Annotated in this window: 19 protein-coding genes; 12 read left to right on the top strand and 7 right to left on the bottom strand. The window is 34.9% G+C overall.

Features of this window, described 5'->3' with window-relative positions; translation table 11 throughout:
• Nucleotide 1: 1 nt before the first annotated feature.
• The 4 genes from V1503_RS03890 to V1503_RS03875 form a co-directional block, all read right to left on the bottom strand.
• A complete protein-coding gene (locus V1503_RS03890) occupies nucleotides 2-1,144 on the bottom strand; it encodes a glycosyltransferase family 4 protein (RefSeq protein ID WP_410624982.1) in 1,143 nt (380 codons plus the stop codon).
• 46 nt (nucleotides 1,145-1,190) lie between these two features.
• Nucleotides 1,191-1,376, bottom strand: coding sequence for a hypothetical protein (locus V1503_RS03885; RefSeq protein WP_214482533.1), 186 nt, complete (start codon nucleotides 1,374-1,376; stop codon nucleotides 1,191-1,193).
• Entirely contained in the window at nucleotides 1,360-2,031 is a 672-nt protein-coding gene (locus V1503_RS03880; RefSeq protein WP_320258257.1) for a PIG-L deacetylase family protein, read from the bottom strand. Before V1503_RS03880 ends, V1503_RS03885 begins: the two co-directional genes overlap by 17 nt.
• Nucleotides 2,032-2,224: 193 nt before the next feature.
• Complete coding sequence (locus tag V1503_RS03875) at nucleotides 2,225-3,277, bottom strand: M42 family metallopeptidase (protein ID WP_320258196.1); 1,053 nt, start codon at nucleotides 3,275-3,277, stop codon at nucleotides 2,225-2,227.
• Between the two features lie 101 nt (nucleotides 3,278-3,378).
• Between V1503_RS03875 and V1503_RS03870 the strand changes: the two genes are divergently transcribed.
• The 6 genes from V1503_RS03870 (at nucleotide 3,379) to V1503_RS03845 (ending at nucleotide 11,370) form a co-directional block, all read left to right on the top strand.
• The gene (locus tag V1503_RS03870) at nucleotides 3,379-4,860 is read left to right on the top strand and encodes a helix-turn-helix domain-containing protein (protein ID WP_410624979.1); all 1,482 of its coding nucleotides are present in this window, start codon (nucleotides 3,379-3,381) and stop codon (nucleotides 4,858-4,860) included.
• 553 nt (nucleotides 4,861-5,413) lie between these two features.
• Nucleotides 5,414-7,072, top strand: a complete 1,659-nt coding sequence (hutU, locus tag V1503_RS03865) for a urocanate hydratase (RefSeq protein ID WP_410624977.1) — start codon at nucleotides 5,414-5,416, stop codon at nucleotides 7,070-7,072.
• 16 nt (nucleotides 7,073-7,088) lie between these two features.
• Nucleotides 7,089-8,363, top strand: coding sequence for an imidazolonepropionase (hutI, locus tag V1503_RS03860; RefSeq protein WP_320258198.1), 1,275 nt, complete (start codon nucleotides 7,089-7,091; stop codon nucleotides 8,361-8,363).
• Nucleotides 8,341-9,366, top strand: a complete 1,026-nt coding sequence (locus V1503_RS03855; protein ID WP_410629377.1) for an agmatinase family protein — start codon at nucleotides 8,341-8,343, stop codon at nucleotides 9,364-9,366. The genes hutI and V1503_RS03855 overlap by 23 nt, the downstream gene beginning before the upstream one ends.
• Nucleotides 9,367-9,739: 373 nt before the next feature.
• Entirely contained in the window at nucleotides 9,740-10,276 is a 537-nt protein-coding gene (locus tag V1503_RS03850) for a DUF4269 domain-containing protein (RefSeq protein ID WP_410624975.1), read from the top strand.
• Between the two features lie 365 nt (nucleotides 10,277-10,641).
• Nucleotides 10,642-11,370 (top strand): MBL fold metallo-hydrolase, encoded by a 729-nt coding sequence (locus tag V1503_RS03845; protein WP_410624973.1) that lies wholly within the window; start codon nucleotides 10,642-10,644, stop codon nucleotides 11,368-11,370.
• A gap of 142 nt (nucleotides 11,371-11,512) precedes the next feature.
• On the opposite strand, the gene V1503_RS03840 is transcribed toward V1503_RS03845, so the two are convergent.
• Nucleotides 11,513-12,187: a Crp/Fnr family transcriptional regulator gene (locus V1503_RS03840; RefSeq protein ID WP_214482551.1), complete on the bottom strand. Its 675-nt coding sequence runs from the start codon at nucleotides 12,185-12,187 to the stop codon at nucleotides 11,513-11,515.
• A gap of 542 nt (nucleotides 12,188-12,729) precedes the next feature.
• Between V1503_RS03840 and V1503_RS03835 the strand changes: the two genes are divergently transcribed.
• Together V1503_RS03835 and V1503_RS03830 are read left to right on the top strand one after the other, a co-directional pair.
• Complete coding sequence (locus tag V1503_RS03835) at nucleotides 12,730-13,296, top strand: RNA polymerase sigma factor (RefSeq protein WP_410624971.1); 567 nt, start codon at nucleotides 12,730-12,732, stop codon at nucleotides 13,294-13,296.
• On the top strand, nucleotides 13,274-14,194 hold the full coding sequence (locus V1503_RS03830) for a hypothetical protein (protein ID WP_410624969.1): 921 nt from the start codon (nucleotides 13,274-13,276) through the stop codon (nucleotides 14,192-14,194). Before V1503_RS03835 ends, V1503_RS03830 begins: the two co-directional genes overlap by 23 nt.
• A gap of 94 nt (nucleotides 14,195-14,288) precedes the next feature.
• On the opposite strand, the gene V1503_RS03825 is transcribed toward V1503_RS03830, so the two are convergent.
• On the bottom strand, nucleotides 14,289-14,975 hold the full coding sequence (locus V1503_RS03825) for a Crp/Fnr family transcriptional regulator (protein WP_214482558.1): 687 nt from the start codon (nucleotides 14,973-14,975) through the stop codon (nucleotides 14,289-14,291).
• A gap of 206 nt (nucleotides 14,976-15,181) precedes the next feature.
• Here V1503_RS03825 and moaA point away from each other — a divergent pair, with 206 nt between their 5' ends.
• A complete protein-coding gene (gene moaA / locus V1503_RS03820; RefSeq protein WP_410624967.1) occupies nucleotides 15,182-16,204 on the top strand; it encodes a GTP 3',8-cyclase MoaA in 1,023 nt (340 codons plus the stop codon).
• 185 nt (nucleotides 16,205-16,389) lie between these two features.
• Here the strand turns inward: moaA and ric are convergent, their stop codons facing one another.
• The gene (gene ric, locus V1503_RS03815) at nucleotides 16,390-17,088 is read right to left on the bottom strand and encodes an iron-sulfur cluster repair di-iron protein (protein ID WP_410624965.1); all 699 of its coding nucleotides are present in this window, start codon (nucleotides 17,086-17,088) and stop codon (nucleotides 16,390-16,392) included.
• Nucleotides 17,089-17,566: 478 nt separating this feature from the next.
• Between ric and V1503_RS03810 the strand changes: the two genes are divergently transcribed.
• Genes V1503_RS03810 through V1503_RS03800 form a run of 3 tightly spaced genes read left to right on the top strand, consistent with a single transcriptional unit; the run spans nucleotide 17,567 to nucleotide 20,029 of the window.
• The gene (locus tag V1503_RS03810) at nucleotides 17,567-17,824 is read left to right on the top strand and encodes a FeoA family protein (RefSeq protein WP_410624963.1); all 258 of its coding nucleotides are present in this window, start codon (nucleotides 17,567-17,569) and stop codon (nucleotides 17,822-17,824) included.
• Nucleotides 17,784-19,796, top strand: coding sequence for a ferrous iron transport protein B (feoB, locus tag V1503_RS03805; protein ID WP_410629376.1), 2,013 nt, complete (start codon nucleotides 17,784-17,786; stop codon nucleotides 19,794-19,796). The genes V1503_RS03810 and feoB overlap by 41 nt, the downstream gene beginning before the upstream one ends.
• Nucleotides 19,797-19,840: 44 nt before the next feature.
• On the top strand, nucleotides 19,841-20,029 hold the full coding sequence (locus tag V1503_RS03800) for a FeoB-associated Cys-rich membrane protein (RefSeq protein ID WP_320258207.1): 189 nt from the start codon (nucleotides 19,841-19,843) through the stop codon (nucleotides 20,027-20,029).
• The last annotated feature ends 2 nt before the right edge of the window (nucleotides 20,030-20,031 follow it).

The raw sequence follows: 20,031 nt of genomic DNA, 5'->3' as shown, positions 1-20,031 counted from the left end.
TCTATAATAAAGATTGGTACTCCTGTTCAATTTTTCTTGACATCTCGTTAACTGTTAGCTCAGCTTGTGCAAACTTGCGGGCATTTTCCCCTAGTTCGTTTCTTAAAGAGGGATTTTGGATAAGTAGTAGCAGATGCTTTGAGAGTGTTTCAATGTCACCTGGTGTTGAAAGTAAACCTTCCTTCTGATGATGAATTAATTCGGGAATTCCTCCTACATATGATGAAACGATAGGTAACCCCATATGCATCGCTTCAATGATAGAAATTGGTAGACTATCATTTATAGTAGGTAAAACAAAAATGTCCGTTTCCTTTAATAGCTGAGGGATGTCGTCTCTACTTCCTAAGAACACTACATTTGACAAACGTAAATGTTGTGCTTGTTGTTCTAAATCCTCTCTCGTCTTACCGTCACCAATAATCCTAATTTCTACATGATCTAAATGCTCTTTAATCATGTTTAGGGCTTCTAACAAAATATGGTGACCCTTACGTTGAGTAAGACGAGCAATACAAGAAATGATCGTTTGATGACGGTTTGCACCTTTGGTGTACTCTATTTCTTCATTTTCTTCTATTCCTGTATGAACTGTTAGCATTTTTGAATCGTGTGCACCTAGTTGCTTAAGCGGTTCACGGAAATGATCTGATAGGATGATAATCTTATCCGCATATTGAACAGCCCTTTTATCAATTTCAATAAAGTACCTTGCTGAAAGTGAATCTTTGTCTACTTCTTTAAATTTTATTCTATTGAGGCTTAAAATCCCGTGAGGAGTATAAAGTAGTGGTTTTTCATAATGTTCATTAAGCATACCTAAAATATACGCAGTTGCTAAATCCTGAGCGTGTAAAATATCATAACCCTCAAGGTTTTGTTGACTTAAATGTGTTAAATATGTGTAAAAGTTAACGTCAAGCTGAAAAAACTTCTTCTTATCTTTACCGTAGCGTTGTTGGTAAAATTTCCACAAATAGTCACTTATGTTGTTCTTTGTGTTTACATAACCATCAAACTCGTTTGGACATGTAATTTCAACGACATGGCCACGATTCTCCAGGCCGTGTTTTAGATTAGTGATATAGTTAGATAAACCTCCAACATGAGGATAGTTCCAGAAAGTCGTTAGTAATATTCTCAATGTCCACTTCCCCTTTGTGCCCTCTAGTTTGATTTGTCATCATGTTTCATGTTGTTGAAGATTGAATGTTGTCGTTATTTGAATCCTCGAATGGATCTTTCTTGTCTTTCTTAAGTATCTGTTGTTGGAAATGATGATCCATCATGGCAAGTAAATCTGGTGCGGGAACTTGTAGTTTCGCTAACTTGGAAATTGTTATCTGTTTATTTGAAAAATCACCAATTGTCTTCATGTTGGATCCTCCTAATAATTTCAAAAGCCTCAGCATAATGTACACCAACTGTCATCCCTCTATACCTTGCTAAAAACTTTATTCCATCAAACGAACGGGGGTGGGGGAAAGGGCGCATTTCAACATCGTAATGTTTAAGGGCATTCAATTTATTATCGATTGTATCAGTTACGTCAACATAGTAATTTGGTTTAAAAGTTTGATCATTGGTATGGTGAGTCCATTCGGTAGATGAAACTGTTTCAAAGCAAATTATGTCGATTGGGGCACTTCCAGCTATAGGACGTGCAGCAGTCATAACAGCTTGAAATGTAACTTGATGGTCCTTATTTAAATCGCCATAATGGTGAGTGAATATTTTACAAGGTTGATATATTGTAATTAACTTTTCAATTTTCTTATTAATAAGGTGAAGTGGGAAAGTTTCCATTTCTAAATTAGGATACTCGAGGAAAATAACTTCTTTTACACCTAACTCTTTATTTGCTTCTATACAGCAGTTGGTGATATATTCATCTTCTTTGTTACGGCCTTGAGCAGTTATTACAGTAATAACTTCATAGCCACCATTTATTAATTTTTTTATAGTTGCACCCGAACCAAGCAGCTCGTCATCAGGATGGGATGCAATAATTAAGACAGTTTTTTTTAGCATCAATCCTTCATCTCCAAAAATGTGTAATCTATTTTAGGTTATGTATATGGGTTTAATGAAAGAGTTGATACAGACATATGCGGATAATGACTACCCATTTTTTACAGAGGAAAACATGTACGGATGAATCTTAACCGACAAATGAAGGAAAAAAAAGAGTAGATGGAGTAAAGTTCCACCTACTATACAAGTCTTAACATATTGTTGCTGTTTGAACATATGAAAGAAGTAGCTTTTCAGTATTAATTATTGAAGTTTGATGGGTACGCTCAAAGGCGTGTGATGATTCAATACCAGGGCCAATAAGTCCGTGAACAATATCAAATCCTGAACGTATAGCTGCGGATGCATCAGATCCGTAAAAAGGATATATGTCAACCTTATAGTCAATATTATTATCGTTAGCTAATTGAACTAACTTTTTTCTAAGGCCATAATGATACGGGCCGCTAGAATCCTTCGCACAAATAGACACTGTATATTCATCAGAAGCTTGACCATCTCCAATAGCTCCCATGTCAACTGCCAAATATTCAACGGTTTCAGGTGTAATATTAGAGTTTCCACCATAGCCAATTTCTTCGTTATTGGAAATAAGAAAATGTGTTGTATGTGGTAGCTGTATGTTTTCTTTTTTGATATGTTCAATTAGTTGTAGTAAGATAGCTACACTTGCTTTATCATCTAAATGTCTAGATTTTATAAACCCGCTTGAAGTAACTTCAACTCTAGGATCAAATGACACAAAATCTCCAACTTCGATACCTAGAGAGCGAACGTCCTCTGCATTCTCTACCTTTTCATCAATTCTAACTTCAATATTCTCCTCATTTCGTTTAGCTTCACCAGCATTTTTATATACATGTACGCTCGTTTGATGCATCAGAATGGTACCTGTATATGTCCGTCCGTCAGAGGTTTCAATTTGACAATACTCTCCTTCAACAGAATTCCACCGAAAACCTCCGATCATCGAAAGTTTTAACCGACCATTACTCTTGACTTCTTTAACCATAGCACCAAGTGTATCTACATGTGCTGTTAACATTCGATGTTTCGTGCCGTCAGTTCCAGGAAGAGTTGCAAGCAGTCCACCTTTTCTATTGCGGCTATTCTCGACCCCAATGTTAGTAAGTTTATCTTCAATAAATTGAATGATGTTGTCTGTATGGCCAGATGGACTTGGAATAGATACTAGTTCTTTAATAAGCTCAATTGTTGCATTTGTGTTTGGATATGTATTCATCTTAAATCTCCTCTCTTAATAAAAATATATCTCTCATTACTTTATCATATAATTTAGTTTTCTTATAATGTATAAAAGAGACTTACATAAGGAGAAGTCATATGAAATTACTTATTGCAGACCGTGATCAAGATGAAAGGATAGGGATACGTTGGTTAGTATCGGCAAACTCATTTTCATTTGAGCAAATATTGCTAGCTAGTTCATTTGACGAGCTTATTATCAACCTTGAAAATGATGTTCCAGAAGTAACAATCATAGAGCTTGATATGATCCCAAGAGAGCACTGGAACATACTATTGAGTAGGATAAAACAATATACACAAATCGTCATAGCTGTTTCAGCCGAAGCGACATATGAGCGTGCAAAGCAAGCGATAGAGCTGCAAGCTGTTGATTTATTAGTAAAACCAAATTCACCAGAGTCATTAAAGAAAACTTTGTATCGTTCAGTTAATGTTTTAAGAGCGGAACATAGCTCTAAACAACGTCAAGCTAATAAGTATAATACTACAACTTATCGTTCGCTTTTTATCCAAGATCACCAAAATGAAACGGCTGATTCTTTAATGGTATTACAAACTGAAGATCAAAATAAGTTAGCTGAGCTTCGCTTATTTCTTGAAACCTATTATGTAATGGAGGATGTATTACTATTACCTGTCAGTGATTTAATTGTATTAGTTTTTCAAAATAAAAATACAAAACAGTTAGAAGCAGTTGGAAATCGACTCCTTCAAGATTGGGATGAAGAAAAAAATGACCCAATGGCTATCGTTATTCATAGCCAAGGGATAATTAAGTCACTTCACGAAGCATACATGCAAGCAAAAGGGGCATTACAAGTAACATACTTTAAAGGATACAGGCAACTTATACATGTAAAGCAAAATGTTGAATGGCATACTATTGACCCTTTTTTAACTCCTCAAGAGCAAAGAGAATGGATAGATATGCTAAATAATAAGGATAAGGATATGGTTAAGTCATGGATGTACCGTCATTTTCTATCAATTTCAGAGCCTTTTCCCGAACCAGGATTAGTACGAACTAGATTAACAAGCATACTAGCACAAATACGTCGATATATGAAATCGTTTTATTTAGATCAAGGGGTGTACGAAGAGTTATACCATAAGGTTTTTGAAGAAATTTTATATAGTCCAGTCTTATACCGCTCTGTTCAACAAATGATTCTGTTTACGGGTCAATTATTTGATGGTGCTCAAAATCAACTAGAATCTTCACGTCACGATGTCGTCGAACTAGGCGTGGCATATATTGAAAGGAATTATCACCATCAAACTTTATCATTAGAGGATGTTGCTAAATACACAGGTAGAAGCCCCAGCTATTTTAGCCATTTGCTTAACAAAAAAATGAACATATCTTTTATTCAGCTTGTGACCAATCTTCGGATTCACGCTGCGAAGAGATTGTTATGGGAAACAGATTTATCAATTAAAGAGGTTGCAAATAAAGCTGGTTTTCGAAATGCAAATTACTTCAGTAGAATTTTTAAGCAGGTGATGGGTGTTACTCCTCGAGAGTATAGAATGGAGAAAGATATAGATTTAAATTAGGTCTATGTTTTAACACGAGTGTATTAGTGAGTGAGCTTTGCTGTCATGTTTTTGAATGAAAACAGCTAAGTATAGTCATTTTTCATAAAGACTGTTTTCACATAACATGTTGTTTTATTAGGTAATAAATACATACCCAACTGGCGTTGGGGGCATCTTTTCTTTTGCAAAATGATGACTTACATATAAAGCAGCCTCTAATGGTACAAAGCAACAAAGTGTACGAAAAGAGTTTTTCGCATAGTATGATTTTTCTCACTAAGAAATAAACAACTTTAGTTTTGTTGCACCTTTACTCTTTCAAACGATGATAAGAACATGAACCCCTATTTGTATAGTATATGTGTTATCTGTAAAATGGCAAAACGATGAATACATCTAAAATCAAAAAAAAATACTAATAACAAAATAAATTACTATAATTTCACGTAAATCCTTCTATTTTAATGATGCCAACTTGATATCGTCTTGAATTTCACAAAGTTTTGTTCTATTTTTCTGAAATTTCCCCTAGTATACTTACTCATAAGAAATGAATAATGGGGTGTTTATGATGAGTACAAATAAGCGTAGCATTGAAAATTATACAGGATCAGAATTACATGCAAAAGGTTGGGTTCAAGAAGCAGCATTAAGAATGCTCATGAATAATTTAAATGAGGATGTAGCAGAAAGACCTGAAGATCTCGTTGTATATGGAGGTATTGGCAAAGCTGCTCGTAATTGGGAAAGCTATGATGCGATTATAAAAACTTTACACAATTTAGAAGACGATGAAACGATGCTTGTTCAATCTGGGAAACCAGTTGCGGTGTTTAAAACACACACGGACGCACCGAGAGTGTTAATTGCAAACTCAAATCTTGTGCCAGCTTGGGCAAATTGGGACCACTTCCATGAGCTTGATAAAAAAGGCTTAATGATGTATGGACAAATGACAGCTGGAAGCTGGATATATATCGGCAGCCAAGGGATCGTTCAAGGCACATATGAAACGTTTGCTGAACTTGGACGCCAGCATTTCAATAGTACACTAAAAGGAACGATATCTCTAACAGCCGGATTAGGTGGTATGGGTGGAGCACAGCCTTTAGCTGTCACTTTAAATGAAGGTGTTTGTATTGCTATTGAGGTAGATCGAACTAGAATTCAACGACGCATTGAAACACGCTATCTAGATATAATGACAGAAAGTATTGATGAAGCTATTCAATTGGCACGTGAAGCGAAGGAACAGGGGAAACCACTATCGATTGGCTTATTAGGAAACGCTGCAGAAGTATTACCAGAAATGATTAGCAAAGGATTTACTCCAGATGTACTAACAGATCAAACGTCCGCACATGATCCAATTAATGGATATATACCTTTAGGCTATTCTCTAGAGAAGGCAGATGAGTTACGTAAAGCGGATCCAAAAGCATATGAGAGTGAATCTAAGAAGAGTATTGCTGAACATGTAAAAGCGATGTTAACAATGCAGGAACTAGGTGCGATTACTTTCGACTATGGAAATAACATTAGGCAGGTAGCAAAGGATGAAGGAGTGGACAAAGCTTTTAATTTCCCTGGCTTTGTACCAGCTTATATTCGACCACAGTTTTGTGAAGGAAAAGGGCCTTTCAGATGGGTTGCTTTATCAGGAGACCCAGAAGATATTTATAAGACGGATGAAGTCATTTTACGTGAGTTTAGCTACAATAAACATTTATGCAATTGGATTAAAATGGCTCGTGAAAAAATCCAATTTCAAGGGTTACCATCTCGTATTTGTTGGTTAGGTTATGGAGAGCGCGCTAAATTTGGGAAAATTATTAATGACATGGTTGCTAGCGGTGAGTTGAAAGCACCAATTGTTATTGGACGTGATCATCTAGACTCCGGTTCAGTAGCTTCACCAAATCGTGAAACTGAAGGCATGATGGATGGAAGTGATGCAGTAGCTGATTGGCCAATTTTGAATGCCTTAATAAATAGCATCGGTGGTGCAAGCTGGGTGTCTGTACATCATGGTGGTGGTGTAGGAATGGGATATTCATTGCATGCAGGTATGGTCATCGTTGCTGATGGAACACCAGAAGCTGCAAAAAGGCTTGAACGTGTGTTAACGACAGATCCTGGTATGGGAGTTGTTCGTCATGCAGATGCGGGGTATGATTTAGCGAAAAAGACAGCAAAAGAAAAAGGTATACACATTCCAATGATGGATTAAGGGGAGGAGGGTAATTATGAAACCACTTTTTATTAGAAATGCAAATGAAGTGATAACGCTGAAAGGTAGTTCAGAACATCCACGTAAGTTAGAGCAAATGGAAAACCTTGAAGTAATTAAAGGCGGCAGTGTCTGGTTGGAGAACGACAAAATCATAGCTGTTGGTACGGATGAACAACTACATGAACAATTTAAGAATCGAATTGATGAAGCAGAAGTGATTGATGCGCGAGGCAAAGTGATTTTACCTGGCTTAGTAGATCCGCATACACATTTAGTGCATGCAGGAAGTCGGGAAAATGAATTTAATATGCGCCTAAAAGGTGCGAGCTATATGGATATTATGAATGCTGGTGGTGGCATTCATGCATCGACAAAAGCAACGAAGGAAGCTAGTCATGATCAATTATATGTGGAAAGTAAACGTAGACTAGATCAGTTTTTACTTCATGGTGTTACGACTGTGGAAGCGAAAAGTGGCTATGGCTTAGCATTAGAGCATGAAATAAAGCAGCTTGAAGTAGCAAAACAGCTCAATGAAGATCACGTCATTGACATTGTTTCTACTTTTATGGGTGCACATGCAGTACCTGCCGAGTATAAAGATCGACCTGATGAGTTTGTAGATATCGTTGTAAATGAAATGATCCCTAAGGTTGCTCAGACAAAACTTGCTGAATTTAATGACGTATTTTGTGAACACGGTGTGTTTACACCGGAGCAATCAAAGCGTATTTTACAAGCTGGATTGGAACATGGCTTACTTCCTAAAATCCATGCAGATGAGATTGAGCCATATGGCGGAGCAGAAACTGCAGCAGAAGTTGGAGCAGTATCGGCTGACCATTTGCTTAAAGCTTCGGAAAAAGGTATGGACATGATGGCAGAAAATGATGTTATAGGCGTGTTGCTCCCAGGAACAGCATTTTTCCTCATGGCTGAATTTGCAAATGGGCGCAAAATGATTGATAAAGGTGTCCCAGTAGCTTTATCTACTGATTGTAACCCTGGGTCTTCACCTACTGTTTCATTGCCATTTATTATGAATCTAGGCTGTTTAAAAATGGGCATGACTCCTGCTGAAGTCATTTGTGCTGCAACAATTAATGCTGCTCATGCGATTAAACGAGGACAAGAAATAGGTAGTATTGAGGTCGGTAAAAAAGCAGATATATTAATTGTCGATGTACCGAATTATATGCAATTACCATACCATTACGGCATGAACCATACTGATACGGTTATTAAAAACGGTAAAATTGTCGTTGATGGAGGGAAGCTTTGTGTCTAATTATCCGTACCCGTTGCTTAAGCGACCACCATTTACCTGGGATAGAAACGAGAATATAACAGAACCTAAAGTACATGAATGGATTGAAACATTACCCGTAAATCATGATGTTAAGTGGGAGAACTTTGATATTTCTATTTTAGGAATACCTCTTTCACGATCATCAATTAGTGCATCAGCCGCGAGTGAGAATCCTGAAGCGATGCGCAGAGAATGGAAGTCTTTTACGACATATAATATTGATTATGACATTGATTTAACGGACCTTTCTGTAGTAGATTTAGGTGATGTCAAACAGCATGTTACAGACATTGCATTGTGTCATCAAAATATTACCCATGCAATGGTAGCAATGCGTCAACATCATCCACATGTGTTCCCAATCATGCTCGGTGGAGATCATTCTATTACTGCAATGCTAGTGAAAGGGTGGAAGCAGTCACATCCTAATGAGAAAATAGGTATTTTACAGTTTGATACTCATTTTGATTTACGAGATGTAGATGAATTTGGTCCAGCAAACGGTACTCCAATTAGAAATCTTATTGAAAACGAGATAGTAGAAGGTAAGCATGTATATAATATAGGCCTTCACGGTTTCTTTAATGCGAAATCATTAAAGGACTATGCGGACGAGTGTGGGCTGAATTATACGACACTACGTGAGGCACGTAAGCAAGGGATTGAACACGTAGTAAAGCGAGCAATAGATGAACTGAGTAATCAGGTAGATACAATATATTTGACTGTTGATATGGATGTACTAGATATTACTGCTGGACCTGGGGCACCGGCTGCAACACCAGGTGGGATGAGAGCAGATGAGTTGTTTGATGCAGTTTATATTGCTGGTCAAAGTGACAAAGTGAAGGCAATGGATATTGTTTGTCTCGATCCACATAAGGATCAAGCAAATTCAACTGTCAAAGCAGGCGTACATGTCATGCTATCGTTTTTATCTGGATATATAAATAGATTAGGTGAGAAGAGCTCTTTTCGTTAATTTTCTCATTTTAACAAGGATGCTTTGATCAACTTGTCAAAATATAAATATCAATACTGAAAGCTTTTAGATGGAGCTTATAAGATAGTGCTATAATATAAATCCTGTTGAAATATTGGCAGGATTTTTTCTTATTCGATCAAAGGTGTCAGGTCGACATATAACTTTGTATTATTAAGTTATTGTTTTTTTACCTAAAGCAAACAGCTTGAATACTTAATTTTAAACATGTTTAATGTCTTATAAGAAAAACATAAACTAAAAGGGACCTTTTCGGTAGACTTTGTTGCTATTAATATTGATTTCTAGTTATGTCATGATGAAATGTATATAACCACTACAATATTATTGACATGTTTTTAGGAGGGAAGCATTGTATAATTCTCTGATAAGTTTAAAAATGGGAACAGCAAAACAGCGTCAAGCATATAGTGCCATAGAAAATTTAGGAATTATGAAAGACTTAGTTGAGTATGATCCTGTAGTATGTGGAACGATACCAATTGGTGTTGATGTAATTGATTCTGATTTAGACATTATTATGGAAGTTGATCATTTACATAAACTAAGATTTGAAAATAAAGTAAAAAAACTATATGAGAATGAAATCGATTTTAAGATCACCAGAAAAAATATTAGAAATTTGGAAGTGATCAAGGCCAATTTTATATTTCACGGCTTTGAATTTGAAATATTTGGGCAATCTCAGCCAGTTTTACAACAATATGCTTACCAACACATGGTTATAGAGAGATTTATACTAAAAGAGTTTCCAGGTATAAGGGAACAAGTCATTAATCTAAAAATAAAAGGATATAAGACTGAACCAGCATTTTGTGAAATTTTAGGTCTATCTGGAGATTCTTACGAAGCATTATTAAATTTTGGTAGAGAAAAAGGGATTATTTAATGTTCTTTAATTTTTTCTCTACGTGAGAAAAGACCAAAATCCTTCAATAATGAAATTACTAATAACGGTCGTAGTAAAGCTGTTAATAAAATTGAAAAAGAAAGTATGCCTATATTTTGTAACGTAAATTCGGAATTTTTTATGGAATTTATAAGAACTCTTCACTATTTATCATGATCTAAAAATTTGTATAAGTTAGCCGCTGCACTAAATTATGAAAATTACCATGATGATGCGTAGTAAAAATCACAACAAATAAGCTTGCGGACCAATTAATAATCTGAAAATTATGAATATAAGTATGATTTATATGTATAATATGGTAAAATCAATGTGAAAAATTTAACATTTTAGGAGGAATGTATTTGTTCTCAAAGCGGAAAGTTACTATATTTGCATGTTTATTAATCACTTCACTATTTATATTTGGCTGTAGTAAGGAGGATGCTAGTACTACAGAGGGACCTCCATCACTTCAAGTAATTGGCCACGCCAGTGTGAAAATTAAAACGAGTGATGGTAAAGTCATTTACATCGATCCATGGGCAGGTGATGAGGAGGATTACTCTGAACCAGCAGATATAATTCTATCTACTCATGGACATTATGATCACAGTGATTTGTCAAAAGTAACGAAAAAAGATCAAACAGAAATTATTACACAATTTTACGATTTTGAAAATAAAAAGATTGAGAGTGACTTACCTGGTAAAAACATTGAGGTATTAGGTATTCATATTAGTGCAGTCGCAGCTTATAATGATCACCATCCTATAGATTTATCCTATGGTTATGTACTAGAGTTTGATGGACTGCGAGTTTATCATGCAGGAGATACTGGAAAAATAGAAGAAATGAATTTATTGTCTGATAAAAATATAAATTATGCCTTATTAGGTATGGACGGTACATATGATAATATGAATGTAGAGGAGGCGATAGATGCAGCAATAATGATTAATGCTGATCATGTCATTCCTATTCATACAGATGCACCTGGCATTTATAATGAAGAAAATGTTGAGAAATTCGAGGTGGAAAATAAATTAGAAGTAAAACCAGGAGAAACGATACAGTTAGAAGAGAAAAACTAGATTTAAAGTTTCCAGCTTCTTTGTAAAATACTAGACTAATTAATAAAGAAAACAAGGGAACTCCAAAGGGGAGTTCCCTTGTTCGTGGTATCTTGCCAGTTGTAAAAGAATGCCCCAATAACATTAAAGATAATAAGACGAGTTAATCAATACTACAAATAATAGCAGGGCACTCTTCACAATTAATTTCTGTTTTTAAGAACTCTAAATCAAGAATCGTAATAAATCCTTTATTCATTGATATTTTCTTTTGACGTCGCAAGTCATTTAACATGCGATTGACACTTTCTCTAGTTGTACCACAAAAGTTTGCCAGCTCCTGATTCGTAAGAGGTAAGTCAATAAAAATTCCATCTTCTTTCTTAATTCCATAGCTGTTTGACATACGAATAAGAGTAGAATATAGCGCACCTTTTTTTCCATTTAGAACTAAATCGCGAAATTTCGTTTGCGTTTTCCGAAAGTGATCACTCATCCATTTCATAAATTCAAATGCAAGTTGGCTATTTTGAAAAAATTGCGTCTCGAGATGGTCTTTTTTTATGACAGCTACTTCACAATCCTCAAGCACTTTTGCATTGAGAATATATTTTGCATCATCTGTAAAAAGTGTAAGCTCACCTACGATGTCATCTTGTCGACATATTCTTAATGTAAGTTCACGTCCATCTGCAGAAATTTTACTAATTTGTATTCTTCCGGAACGAATGATGTAAAGTTCTGTAGCCTCCATCCCTTCTTGAAAAAGGTATGAGCCTTTGTTAACTTTCACGGTGTACTCAGAGGAATTCAACAATTCTTTTAGCTCAACAGACATGGTCGGTTTTGTAGGCTGGGGTTGAGTTTTTATTGTTACCACCTACCTTATGGAAGAATTAGTTGTTACTTCTATTAAATATGAAAACATTCAAAACTGCAACGTAAATATTATCATTCTACTGGGTTATCGAAAGGATTATGATTTTTTTTTGATGTTGTACAACATAGATAATAGTATTATAAAGTTTGAATCCTACACGTTGAACTTAATTTATACTTTCTCATTCATTCTAACTTAAAATTAATTAAAATTTTTCATAAAATGTCACAAATTGATGAGTAAAATTGTTTTAATTATGAAACGCTTATTTATCAGGCTCTTTTCGTAAACTTAGTTGTCATTGTCACTACATTAGAAATACCAATAAGTATTGTATCATTGCCGTAAGTGCTAATGAAAAGATGCTACAAACGGTTGTTTTTTTACATGTAGTAAACAGATTTAAAACAGCTTTGAACATAACTTTTAATTATAAGGACGAAAAAAACAACAGTCAATGCGAAGATTGCCTTTATCAAAGAAAAGAGGAGGGATGGAAGTTGAAAAAGGTAGCAGAAAACAAAGACAAAATATTGAACGATTATAACGTTGATTTTAGCCAATTGATTAGTACAAATTATCAAAGGATTCATACATATTGTTTTCATATGCTTAGAAATGTCCTAGATGCTGAAGATGCTACTCAAGAAGTGTTCGTGAAGGCTTATAATAACTTGCATAAAATTACCAATGAAACCAATCTATCTGCTTGGTTATACAAAATTGCATATCATCATTGTTTGAATGTCATAAAAAGACAAAGATTAATCAAATTTATACCATTTCAACCTCATAATGAACCGCTAGCTCATAATAATACAACAATGCATGAAACAGAGTTTAGTGAAGAGATTTCAGATGCTTTACGAGAATTATCAGCAAAAGAACGTACGATTATTATTTTAAAAACAGTTCAGGAGCTTTCATACACTGAAATTGAGCAAATTATGAGTAGTAATCAACCCGCAGTGCGCAAATGCTATGAGCGGGCTAGGAAAAAGCTAAAAAGATATTTACTAGCAAACGAGAATAGGAGGATAAAAGATGAAGAAATTTCATTCCTTTGAAGACTTTGAACGATCATTGAAAAATGAACAAATCCCTACAATGAATGAACAACAAATACATGAAGCTGTGTTTTACAAGAAAGATAGTAAAAGAACAAGCTTCTTTGTTAACCGAAGGCTAGTGTTAATGACAACGGTATTACTCATTATTTTAACAACGTCAGTCGGTGTTGCTGCAAAATTAAATGGCTGGTCGTTGTTAAATTCAAAAGGTGAAACGATGCTAGAGGTTACGAATGAAAAGGAAGGTTTATCATACTACAGACGATATGATGATACAGTTGATGATTTAAAAGATACTCTTGAACCAGGTGAGTTTCTTTATTTTCTACCTATTGATCAATACGAAAGATATGGTCCAGGTGCTGTACGAACTGTTAAAAATGATACATATTTTTCTGATTATACAAATATGAAAAACTTTATTGAAAATAAAGTCTTATTACCAACTGAATTTCCTGGAGCCTATGAACTAGATAAAGGACAAATACAATACACTATTAAAAGTGAAGAAAACCTCTTAAATGTATATGAAGAAATGTATAAAGAGGGTAAAAGTAAGGGTCTAGAGTTTGTTACAAAAGAAGGAGAACTAAGTTCTAACATAGTTGTAATTTCAATGACCTTAAAAAACGAACTATACGAAAAGGTTTATATTAATATAATTTCAAGTACAAATGGCACTACATGGCATATGAGTGATAAAGAATTAGAGCAATCAGAGAAGAGAAACCTAAATGGCGTAGATTATATATATAATTCAGATGAAAATAGAATATTATTTGCTGTTGAGGACGGAAAAGGAGAAAACTGGATTTATAGCATGCATCAAGTTAATAAGAGGTCACCTGAAAACCCTGTACTTGATTTAACGGAAAATATTTTAAAACAACAATAAGGTTAACGCCATATTTAAAGAGTAAATCAGGTGGAGGAGCACTCCACTTGATTTTAATTATGAGAATATTAATTGCTCAACTGTGCGACAAGAATTAGTGTTTATACATCGTCGAAAATTGATTCCAGTCACAAATGATGATTTTCTTTTCTTCAATGTCTATAATATGTTCACTTTTTAATTTTGAAAAAACTCGGCTTACGCTTTCACGGGTAGCTCCAATTATGTTTGCAAATTCTTGTACTGTTAAAGGGAGTTCAATTTGAACACCTTTACTTTTTTTACTTCCAAATTCTTTTGCTAATCGATCTAATGTTGAAATTGTTTTACTATATACATCCAGTAAGGCGATATCTCTTATGATTGATGTAAAGCTACGTAGCTGCCGACTCATATAACGAATCATTTCAACAGCTATGTCTGGATTTTGCATCAATTCAACTTGCAAATGATTCGTGTCTAAGTATAAAACTTCCCCCTCTTGAAGCATTTGAGAAGTTGCAGGGTATCTTGTTCCTTCTTCGCTAAATAACGCTGCTTCAGCAAATATATCTCCTGCTTTTTTTAAACAAACAACAATCTCTTTTCCAGTCTGGTCTCCTTTTGTGAGGCGAACAATGCCAGATTTCACAAAAAAAACTGATGTAGCTTCCTCGACTTCAGAAAAGATAATCTCCCCCTTATTAAAATATTGAGATTTAAGATTTTCCGAAATAAAGGCTAATGATTGCTCTGGTAAATCTTGAAATATATTTATTTTTCGTAACATCTGGACATACATGTTAAAACCTCCTTAACTGAGATAATAAAGTAATAATAGGAGAAATCGCTCCAAAAAAATATTTCCCAGTTAAAGTGTATACGACAAGTTAATTTCTTTAAGTGACAAGCATCACATTGTTTATAAATATATTTTGCTTTAATATGTATATAATAGGTTAAATATGATATTACTGACTTAAATAATTTATGGGGGAGAGATTGCTTATGGTCAATCAGGCAATATCAATTCAAGACCAACATCATCGCCCTTTGCGGGATATAAGAATATCAGTAACAGACAGATGTAATTTCCGTTGTTCATATTGCATGCCAGCAGACATCTTCGGCCCTGATTTTCCATTTTTACAAAGGAAAGAACTATTGACGTTTGAAGAAATTTCTAGACTCGTCAAATGCTTTGCTGAGATTGGTGTGAAGAAAGTAAGGTTAACTGGGGGAGAACCGTTACTTAGAAAGGATCTTCATATTTTAATTAAGCAACTGTCATTAATAGATGGGATTGAGGATATTGCTCTTACGACAAACGGAATATATTTACCAAAATATGCGAAAGAGTTAAAGCAAGCTGGTTTACAGCGTGTAAATATAAGCTTAGATGCTATTGAAGATGAAATCTTTAAAGAAATGAACGGCAGATCTGTAGGTGTATCACCAGTTTTAAAAGGTATAGCAGCTGCTAAAAAAGAGGGCCTAATTGTAAAAGTTAATATGGTTGTTAAAAAGGGCTTAAATGATTCACAAATCATACCGATGGCGAAATATTTTAAAAAGGAAGAGATTCCTATTCGCTATATTGAGTTTATGGATGTCGGTAGCACAAATGGCTGGAATTATGATCAAGTGGTAACGAAAAAACAAATATTTCACCAATTAGAAGAACACTTTGAATTAGAACCAGTGGAGCAACGGTATTTTGGCGAAGTAGCAACATGCTATCGTCACAAAGGCACAGATACAGAAGTAGGGTTCATTACATCTGTTTCAGAGTCATTTTGTTCTAGCTGTACAAGGGCTCGTATATCAGCAGATGGGAAAATGTACAATTGTTTATTCGCATCGAAGGGCCACGATTTTAAGAAAATATTACGCGCTAATGCATCAAGCGAAACAATTATAGAGGAAATTAAAAAGGTGTGGGGAGCACGACACGATCGTTATTCAGATGAACGTACTGAACATTCAGCAAAAATGAGAGAAAAAATCGAAATGTCCTACATTGGTGGGTGAGAAGAAAAGGGTAAGTATCCTGAACATACCCGCCAAGCAAAGAAGAGTGGGATGAAAAGTCGCTTGTTAACCTTCATATGGTTTGGCTTATGAAAACAAGCAGATAAGCCCTGTAGGTTTCATATCATGCAAAGCAGCAAACTCAATAACAAACCCTCTGACATAATTTATCAGAGGGTTTTAATTTATGAAATCCTATTAAATAAAATATTATTTTCTAGATGAATATGTTCAAATAAATCAGATTCTAGCTCTTCTAAGCGATTAAATACTAATTGATACGTTCTACATGCACCTAATGGTGGCGTGAAATTATTCGTAACGGTACGTAGTTCCTTTAAGATATCACCTGCAGTTTCATGTTCATTTTTCGTAGCTTCGAGAATATTGACGATTTTGTCTCGATTACTATTAGAAGGATCGTGCTCGAACGCTAAAAATGATGGAAATAGCTCAGTTTCTTCACCCATAAGGTGCTCTTCTAAAACTGCTTTTAACGTGTTGAATAGCTTATGAACTTGAATAAGTTCTGGGTGGGCTTGTCCATGGACCCTCATCACCTTTGTTACATACGGGCTTAATTGTGGAAGCTCCTCTTCTAAATAACGATGATGTTTATCTATTATGCGGTTGATAAGTTCGGTAATAGATGCTGAATTCCAGTTGTGTTGAGAACTTGAATCGTTTTCTTTCTCTTCATATAATTTGTTTAGCTCTGCAATTATTTTTTCTGTAGAAACATTTCTTTCAAGAGCTGATTCTTTTATAGGTCTATTCCCATTACAACAAAAATCAATCCTATACGATTTGAAAATATCACTAGCTTTAGGAAATTCTGCTACAACTTCCCCTACAATCATGTTTTCATCAAATTTATTTGGCATTTCTATTCCCTCCTCATTATTAAAGATGGCTGTTTTCGCAATGGTTGTTGTTTTTCGTATTAAATAATAACCGTACCCAACTAGAGGTCGTGGCATCTTATCTTCTGTACAGAGATGACTAACAATATTTGGTACTAAATTCATAACAATAGCAACAAAGTTTACGAAAAGAGCCTAAAAAATAAATTCTTATGTATAGCATAGACAATCCAAATGGGTAGCGTGGTGATTGAGATCACAGGTCTTTCATTGAATGTAACTTTATGGACAGGAAATGCGGTGTCAATTGGGTAAATTGACAATTGACGTCACACATCTTTCATAATATCGCAACTGTATTGTGACAAATATTACACAAAAATAAAAAAATCTATTATATGATGAAATTACAATGAGAAGAATTATCATTATCATATAAGATAATAATTTGTAAATTTAACTATGAAGAACTTTTCAGCTATTTCAGGAGGAATATCATATGAACATGGCTAACTTGAAAAAAGGCTCTACAGCAAAAATTATTGATTTGTCATTAGCAAGTGATCTTGTGAAGCAACGGTTATTATACATGGGCGTCGTAGAAGGTGAAAATATTTGCTTAAAGTGTGTCATGCCATTTGGAGGTCCAGTATTGATTGAGTGCTGCGGACAATGTATAAGCATTAGACGTAATGAGGCAGCGAAGATTGGAGTGGATGATATTGTCCTCACAAATTGCACTATTCGGGAATCCTAATACGGGAAAAACATCGCTGTTTAATAATTTGACAGGATCATATGAATACGTTGGCAACTGGAGTGGGGTGACCGTTGAGAAGAAAATTGGTATCTTAAGAGATAAACAAGGCCAGCTCATTGATCTCCCAGGAGTGTATTCATTAAATCCACTTTCAAAGGATGAAGAGGTTGTCACAAATTTTATGCTGACAGCATCATTTGAAAAAATTGTTAATATTGTTGATGCTTCTCAACTAAAGCGGAATTTACACTTAACAGTGCAGTTGTTAGAGTTCGAGAAACCTATCATTATCGGTTTAAATATGGTTGATGTTGCAAAAAAAAGAGGCTTGATAATCAATGCTGAAAAATTAGCTGATAAGCTTGATGTCATAGTAGCTCCTATTATTGCTAGAACTGGAATGGGCTGTGAAGAACTTACAGCTAATCTTGCGTTACTAAATGAATCTAATGAACGAATATTTACATTAAATTATGGCGCTATTTTAGAAGAAGCAATTCAGCAAATTGAAGAAATACTACCCGACAAGTTATCCATATCAAAACGGTGGTTAGCTATACAATATTTGGAAGGTAATAAACAAGTAGAATCCTATGTTAGACAATTTTTAGAACCAAATATACTTGAGCAAATAAAGCACCAAACGGAACAGATGATATCAAAAGTTACAGAAAGTGGAACAATCCGTCAATTCATCTATCATATACGTGATCAGTTTATCGGTGGCTTAATAGTAAACGTAATGGAAGTGTCAGAGACAAAGGAAAGAACTACAACGGAATTAATTGATAATATAGTCACGAATAAATACTTCGGGTTACCACTATTTTTACTATTTATGTATATCATTTTTATGTTAACTTTTGATTGGCTCGGTTCGCCTTTAGCGGATTTGTTGGATGGCTTTATTTCAGGACAAATATCATCATTGTTAGCAAATGGACTTGAGGTAATCGGTGCTTCGGAGTTTATTCAATCGTTGGTACTTGATGGCATTGTGGCAGGGGTTGGTGGAGTATTAGTATTTGTACCACAAATTTTTATCTTGTTTCTATTAATCTCATTCCTTGAAGATTCAGGATATTTAGCGAGAGTAGCTGTAGTGATGGATAGATTAATGGAGGCAATTGGCTTAAATGGAAAGGCATTTATTCCTATGATTATTGGTTTCGGATGTAACGTCCCAGGTGTTATGGCAGCTAGAACAATTGAGCAACCGAAAGAGCGACTGTTAACAATATTATTAACTCCTTTAATGTCTTGCTCAGCAAGATTACCTGTATATGCGTTGTTTGCAGGGGCGTTCTTTATTAAACATCAAGCTGTCATCGTATTTTCATTGTATGTATTAGGAATTGTTGTTGCGATGGTGCTAGCAAAATTGTTCTCTAGTATATTTTTCAAAGGAGAAAAATCACTGTTCGTCATGGAACTACCTCCTTATCGCATCCCTCAATTGTTAACATTGTCACGTAGTACGTGGGAGAAGGGAAAGGGATTTTTGAAAAAAGCGGGAACAATCATTTTTGCAGGTTCTGTTTTTATTTGGTTGTTAACATACTTTGGACCAAGTGGTGTCGCTGAACAAATGGATAATAGCTTTTTAGCTTTAATAGGTGGTTATATAGCTCCTTTATTTGCCCCTTTAGGATTTGGCACATGGCAAGCTGCCGCTTCGTTGATGACAGGTTTTTTTGCAAAAGAAGTTGTCGTATCGACGATGAATATTATTTACTATGCGCCTAACACAGACTCTTTACAAGGCATGCTATCACAATATTATACACCAATCTCCGCTATTAGCTTTATGTCATTTGTCCTTTTATACGTACCTTGTCTTGCAACAGTAGCTACGATAAAAAAAGAATCGAATTCGACGAAATGGACACTTTTTTCAGTTGGATATGCCCTAGTAATTGCTTATGTAATTTCTTTACTTATTTATCAAGTCGGAAAAATGTTTTTATAGTAGGAAGTATAGATCACTGACTAAATATTAAAGGAAGTGATAAAATGGTAATAAATATTGTCCTTGGAACATTGATTATCGGTTATGCGGCATTCATGCTCTTAAAATCATTAAAACGTAGCTCAAAAGGAAAATGTGCAAATTGTTCAAGTGCTTGCCAGCTTCCATGTGATCATACTTCAACAGTACATGATGAAGTTTCACAAGCTCCAGAAGAGCATACAGTTAAATAATG

Origin of the sequence: Nanhaiella sioensis (assembly GCF_046557775.1) — a bacterium.
Taxonomy (GTDB): Bacteria; Bacillota; Bacilli; order Bacillales; family SM2101; genus Nanhaiella; species Nanhaiella sioensis.
Note: the sequence above shows the minus strand (reverse complement) of the source record. Positions and strands in the feature narration are given on the sequence as shown.